Raw genomic sequence first — 1,908 nt, 5'->3', positions numbered from 1 at the left:
TTCTACTGATCATTGTAGGAACTTCTTTCATGCGCTTCTAAACTGTACAGAACACAGAGCAGTTTAATAAGAAAATCGATAAAAAGGACGACTCTAAAATTCAGAAATATGAATTTGAGTCGTCTTTTTTGATAGTAGCTATTTAGTTTCTAAAGGTAGCTTTTTCAGTGCCCTCCTGGCCGTCGGTTCACTTGCTTACGAAAGTGAAGTCTTTGATATTGTGGTTCAGAACCTTGTGGGACTGACATTATTTTATGATAATGGGATTAATTTGGTCATGATACTCTTATTAACACAAATGAGCTTTTAAAGGCCTATTAGGAAAAAAGATTGAAACCTAAGAATGTTATTTTTAGGATATCAGGAAGGTAAAGAAAAAGGTTTCGGAACGTTTATATGCTAAGTGCATAATGTATTTTTAATGAAATATGTAGTTAGGGGTGCTGATATGGGAGTGATTAGAACAGATCAGTGGTTACACGATTCATATCATAAACCAATTGAAATATGTGAAAAGTTAATTGTACACTTTGAGGATGCTTCAGCTTCCGAAATCTACGATTACTTAACTCAATATGGAATGTATCATCCTCTCAGGAACGGAAACGAGGTAGTGAGAAAGTTACAAAAAAATAAAGTATGGGAGATTGTACAAGAGGAAAACCTACGACTTCAAAAAGTGTGGGAAGGACCAAATATCCCTATTTTTATTTTTCCATCAGATATACACAACCGAAAATTAAAACAGGACTTTAACGGAAAATCAGGTTTGGCCTTCAAAGATAAACTACTTTTATTTATTTCAGAGGATAATTTAGAAAAGGAAATAAGGGCATTATTTACACATGAGTATAACCATGTTTGTCGGTTATCCAAGTATCAAAAAGACGAAGATGATTACGTATTGTTGGATACAATCATTTTGGAAGGATTAGCTGAAAATGCAGTACGTGAAAGAATGGGCGAAGAATTTTTAGCTACGTGGACATCATATTATTCCAATGAAGAACTAAAGAAAATGTGGAATAACATAGTGTTCCCAAATAGAAATATTCTAAAAAGTGATAGTAAACATCAAAACCTATTGTATGGATTACGTTTCTATCCGAAAATGGCAGGGTACTGTGTTGGATATTATTTGGTTAAGAATTATGTTGAAACAACTAACAAAACAAGTAAGGATCTCCTTAATATCAACACAGAAATTATTGCTCAAATAATAAGATAGTACCATAAAACGGAAAATAAACAGACGAAAAAAATACTTTTCGTCTGGTTTTTATAGGATCAAGAAGTGATCATATATAATAATTTAAATGAACTACCAAAAGAATAGAGAAAGTACAGCTAATGAAGCAATAAAACCAAACGCGATTCCAGCGCCCCAACCCCAGCCCCAGCCTCCATAACCAAAACCGCCTAGGTTTCTAGGACGCCCCATTGGTTGAAGAAAAACTCTGTCTCTGGAGACACGATGTACGATTCCCCTATGAATTCTTCCATCATGGGTTCTGATTACAACAGCTCTTCCTATGTGTCTTTGACACAATCCATAATAATGTTCGACTGACATGTTTTCACCCCAATTTCTTTTGAAACATACGACATTATACGTATTGAATTAAATATCGTTATGGACAAGTGTTATAGGTGATTAGTGGAAATATTAAATCTGTCTTCTATAAAGCCCATCTGCAAAACTTTTTAAAATCAGCACTTGTCCATTCCTTTTTCGTTCAATTGCATATGATAGTACTACCTCCGAACCTGTACCAAATATATTTACCTCCGAAGAAGCGTATGCATTTATTGCAGATGCTTCTTTTCATTTTTAGAAGGTTTTTAAACAGTTCGCTAAATTTGTTCTTGCACTATGACGATTGTCCAATCAACCCTTGTCTTATGAAA

At 34.2% G+C, this 1,908-nt stretch carries 2 protein-coding genes; one reads left to right on the top strand and one right to left on the bottom strand.

What is annotated here, in order from left to right:
* Positions 1-448: 448 nt before the first annotated feature.
* Positions 449-1,228 carry a DUF2268 domain-containing putative Zn-dependent protease gene (locus BSO02S_RS25890; RefSeq protein WP_066074899.1) on the top strand — a complete coding sequence of 260 codons (780 nt, stop codon included), beginning with the start codon at positions 449-451 and terminating at the stop codon, positions 1,226-1,228.
* 93 nt (positions 1,229-1,321) lie between these two features.
* Here the strand turns inward: BSO02S_RS25890 and BSO02S_RS25885 are convergent, their stop codons facing one another.
* Positions 1,322-1,573 carry a DUF2642 domain-containing protein gene (locus BSO02S_RS25885; RefSeq protein WP_066074896.1) on the bottom strand — a complete coding sequence of 84 codons (252 nt, stop codon included), beginning with the start codon at positions 1,571-1,573 and terminating at the stop codon, positions 1,322-1,324.
* Positions 1,574-1,908: the final 335 nt, after the last annotated feature.

This window comes from Neobacillus soli NBRC 102451 (genome assembly GCF_001591665.1).
Taxonomy (GTDB): Bacteria; Bacillota; Bacilli; order Bacillales; family Cytobacillaceae; genus Neobacillus; species Neobacillus soli.
Note: the sequence above shows the minus strand (reverse complement) of the source record. Positions and strands in the feature narration are given on the sequence as shown.